The organism is Sutterella sp., assembly GCF_052272535.1.
Classification (GTDB): Bacteria; Pseudomonadota; Gammaproteobacteria; order Burkholderiales; family Burkholderiaceae_F; genus Sutterella.
In genome coordinates, this window is the sequence record NZ_DAVZJY010000216.1 from 1 (window position 1) to 3,774 (window position 3,774).

4 protein-coding genes are annotated in these 3,774 nt (G+C 64.7%); 3 read left to right on the forward strand and 1 reads right to left on the reverse strand.

The window, feature by feature from the left end; genetic code table 11:
• Positions 1–350 precede the first annotated feature (350 nt).
• The 3 genes from ACT6Y9_RS09315 (at position 351) to dsbI (ending at position 2,803) form a co-directional block, all read left to right on the forward strand.
• Positions 351–1,160 carry a glycerophosphodiester phosphodiesterase family protein gene (locus ACT6Y9_RS09315; protein ID WP_443744324.1) on the forward strand — a complete coding sequence of 270 codons (810 nt, stop codon included), beginning with the start codon at positions 351–353 and terminating at the stop codon, positions 1,158–1,160.
• Between the two features lie 296 nt (positions 1,161–1,456).
• On the forward strand, positions 1,457–2,125 hold the full coding sequence (locus ACT6Y9_RS09320) for a thiol:disulfide interchange protein DsbA/DsbL (RefSeq protein WP_443744325.1): 669 nt from the start codon (positions 1,457–1,459) through the stop codon (positions 2,123–2,125).
• A gap of 18 nt (positions 2,126–2,143) precedes the next feature.
• The gene (dsbI, locus tag ACT6Y9_RS09325; protein ID WP_295480736.1) at positions 2,144–2,803 is read left to right on the forward strand and encodes a protein-disulfide oxidoreductase DsbI; all 660 of its coding nucleotides are present in this window, start codon (positions 2,144–2,146) and stop codon (positions 2,801–2,803) included.
• Positions 2,804–2,985: 182 nt separating this feature from the next.
• Here dsbI and fnr read toward each other — a convergent pair whose 3' ends face one another.
• Entirely contained in the window at positions 2,986–3,717 is a 732-nt protein-coding gene (gene fnr / locus ACT6Y9_RS09330) for a fumarate/nitrate reduction transcriptional regulator Fnr (RefSeq protein WP_295480744.1), read from the reverse strand.
• Between the last annotated feature and the right edge of the window lie 57 nt (positions 3,718–3,774).

A 3,774-nucleotide genomic window follows, 5' to 3' on the forward strand; every position in this document is an offset into this window, starting at 1 on the left:
CGAAAAATGATTCATGACCAAGGGTGTCGTCTCTGTGGCGAAGCGAAAGCGGATGCTGCCCGGAAAAGCTCTGGTCAGAATGGATCAAAACCCCGTCACTTCAGTGATCGGGTTGCTTAGTTTTTGAAGCATCCCTCACAGAGCGGAAACGCCTCTTCGGTCCCGCCGGGCCTAGAGTAGAAGTCATCGGAGGTACGGTTGAGAGTCCCGTTCTTCCGGGTATGTTTCTCCAGGGAATAAGTCTTGAAGCTCCGCCGGTTCGCAAACGCCGCGGAGCTTTTTTTGTCCGCCCAAAGCGGTCCCGGCGGGCCTATGCTTGCACCATGCATCTCCCGATGGAGGTATTGAAGATGTCGCTCCCCGAAACCCGTCCGCAGCCCGCGTTGCGTCCCTGGCCGTTCGTGCGGCTCGTCGCCCACCGCGGCGGCGGCACGCTCGGACCGGAAAACACGCTCGAAGGCTACCGGCAGGGCCTGCGCCACGGCTACCGCGCCATTGAGACCGACGTGATGCTCACGAAGGACGGGGTGCCCGTGATGATGCACGACGAGAAGTTCGGCCGCGTGATCCGCGGCGACGCCCGCAGCGTCCCCGAAGTCACGGCCGAAGAGCTCCTCGAAATGGACGCGGGCGGATGGCTCTCCCCCTTCTGGTACGGCGTCTCGGCGCCGCTCCTCACGACGGCGCTGCGCTGGTGCCGCCGCAACCGCGTCTGGATGAACCTCGAGATCAAGCCCGCGCGCGGACACGCCTCAGAGACGGGCCGCATCGCCGCGGAGACGGTCGCGCGCGGATACGAAGACGTCGTGCGCGCCGGAGGCGACGCCCCCGAAGGGATCGTCCCTGAAGCGCCGCTTCTCTCCTCCTATTCGCGGGAGGCCCTCGCCGCCGCGCGCCTCGCCGCACCCGACCTCCCCCGCGCGCTCCTCGTCGACGACGTCCCCGCCGACTGGCGGGAGGCCTGCGCCGAATTGGGCTGCGTCTCGCTCAACATCGACTACCGGACGGCGACGCCGGAATTCGTCTCGGCCGTGCACGCCGCGGGCCTCTGGGTCTTCGCCTACACGCCCAACGACCCCGACGAAGTCGCGGCGCTCTTGCGCATGGGCGTGGACGCCCTCTGCACGGACCGCATCGACCGCATCGCACCGGTCTTCTGACCGGTCCGCAAACCACTGCCGATCCCTTCGAAAAGGACGCCCGGAACTTCGTGAAGCACCGGACGCCCTTTTTTCACGTTTTGCAAAACGCTTTTCCCAATCCTCGGCGGCGCGCAGGGAAATACACCAATTTCTAGGCATATCATCAAGTTAAGTCTTCCCACTTGGGCCCAAGCGCACCTATACTTTTGGGTGATTCATAAAAATCCGCAGATCCCGAACGGTTCCGCGGTCGGAGACACCCCGAGAGGGTGGCCCCGGACCAGATAGTTTTCTTTCGTCCAAAGGAAAAAGACATGCTTCGCCGTACTCTCCTCGCCTCCGCCGTCGTTCTCGCCGGCGCCTGCGCCGCCCCCGCCGCCTTCGCCTTCACGGAAGGCAAGGACGCGGACTACATCACGCTCGACAAACCCCTGCCCGGCGGCGAAGGCAAGATCGTGAAGATCTGGTCCTACGACTGCCCGTTCTGCTTCAAGTTCGACGCGGGCGTCGATCCGAAGGCCGTTCCGGCCGCCGAGAAGGCGACGGGCATGAAGTTCGACATGTTCCACATCGAGACGAAGGGCAAGTACGGGCGCGCGGGTTCCGAACTCTTCGCCTGGTGCATGCTGCGCGACAAGGCCGCGGGCATCACCGACTGGGAGAACCCGGATTCGCTCTTCAAGAAGGCGAAGGACGCGGTCTACAAGGCCTACCACCGTCAGGGCCAGCGCTGGCCCGAGGGCGAGGCTGCGTTCCTGAAGACCGGCCTCGATGCGATCGGCGCCAAGCCCGAGGAGTTCATGGCCGCCCGCAAGACGCCCGAAGTCCAGGCGCTCGCCGACAGCTGGAAGCCCTCCTACGACGTCGCCAAGATCCAGGGCATCCCGGCCTACGTCGTCAACGGCAAGTACCTCGTGATGACGAAGTCGATCCGCTCGCTCCAGGGCTTCGTGGATCTGCTCACCGAGCTCTCGAAGAAGTAACCGACGGGAGCCGTCAGAATGGACTTCCTCATCAAAGCCCTCGACGGCGCGGGCGCCTTCTCGCGCACGCGCTGGCCGTGGCTCCTGATCGCCGTGCTCTCCGCGGGCCTCGTGCTCATCGCTCACAACGTCTTCCAGATCTGGCTCTACATGAAGCCCTGCGAGCAGTGCGTGTACATCCGGTTCGCGTTCCTGTGCATGACGTTCGGGTGCCTCTTCACGCTCGCCGCGCCCCGCGCCCTGATCTGCCGCCTGATCGCCTACGTGACGGGCGTCTACGGGTGCATCTACGGCATCATGTGCTCGGTGAAGCTCTCGGCCATCCACCACGCGATCCACTCCGATGACCTCGACGCGCTCTTCGGCATGCAGGGGTGCTCGCTCATCCCGCACTACCCCTTCGGCCTTCCGCTTGAGAAGTGGGCGCCGGACTGGTTCTTGCCGACTGGCGACTGCGGGTACGACAACTCCGACGTCCCGATGGGCACGGTGCTTTCGCCCCTGCAGGAATCCATCATCCAGATGTATTCCGACGCGGGCGGCTGGTACCTCATCCCCTCGATCAAGTTCATGTCGATGGCCCAGTGCTGCCTGCTCGGCTTCATCGTGGCCCTCGCGATCTACGCGTTCCTCTTCGCGGGCGACATGAAGCTCCTCGCGTGCGGCCGCAAGTCGTGATCCCGGCCCTCTGAAAGAAGCCCTTCCGGGCACTCCGAAACGCACGCCCCCTTCCTCGGGGGGACGTGCGTTTTTTTTCATTTCTCGGAAGGGACGACGGGCAAGGAAGAAGCCCGCGGCGGCCGGATGATTCCGGCCCGCTCCGCGGGCTTTTCTGTGGTGAACGCAGGGCCGCAGGTGCCTCAGTCCTTCTCGTCGGTGAACGAGACGCCCGAGACGATCGCGCGCAGCCCTTCGGCGTCGAAGATGCGCACGTGCTTCTGGTTCACCTCAATGAGGCCGTCGTGCGAGAAGCGCGAGAGCACGCGGCTCACCGTCTCGAGCTTGAGGCCGAGGTAGGAGCCGATTTCGGCGCGCGTCATGCGCAGAACGAATTCGCTGCGCGAATACCCGCGCTGCTCGAAGCGCTGCGAGAGCGCAAGAAGGAACGCGGCGAGACGCTCTTCGGCGTGCATGGACCCGAGGAGCAGCATCACGCCGTGCTGACGGACGATCTCGCGCGAGAGCATCTTCATCACGTGCGCGCCCATCGAGCGCATGGAGGTCGCGGCCTCCTCGAGCTTGGCGTAGGGGATCGTGCAGACTTCGGTGTCCTCGAGCGCGATCACGTCGCTCGAATGCACGCCGCTCGCGATGCCGTCGAAGCCGATCATCTCGCCCGCCATGAAGAAGTTCGTCACCTGCTCGCGGCCGTCGCTGCTCATCACGGTGCTCTTGAGGAACCCCAGGCGCACCGTGTAGAGGTTCTCAAAGCGGTCGCCCGCACGGAAGAGGGCGTCCCCGCGCTTGATGCGCCGGCGCGTGGAGACGAGGTCCTCGAGGCGCTCGATCTCCTTGAGCGTGAGCCCCGTGGGCAGGCAGGCCTCGCGCAGATTGCAGTTCGAACACGCCACGCGCAGCGTCGACAGATTGATCACTTCCTCTCCTCCCTCTCTTTGTGCTCCGCGCCGGCCGCCTGATCGGGCGGACCG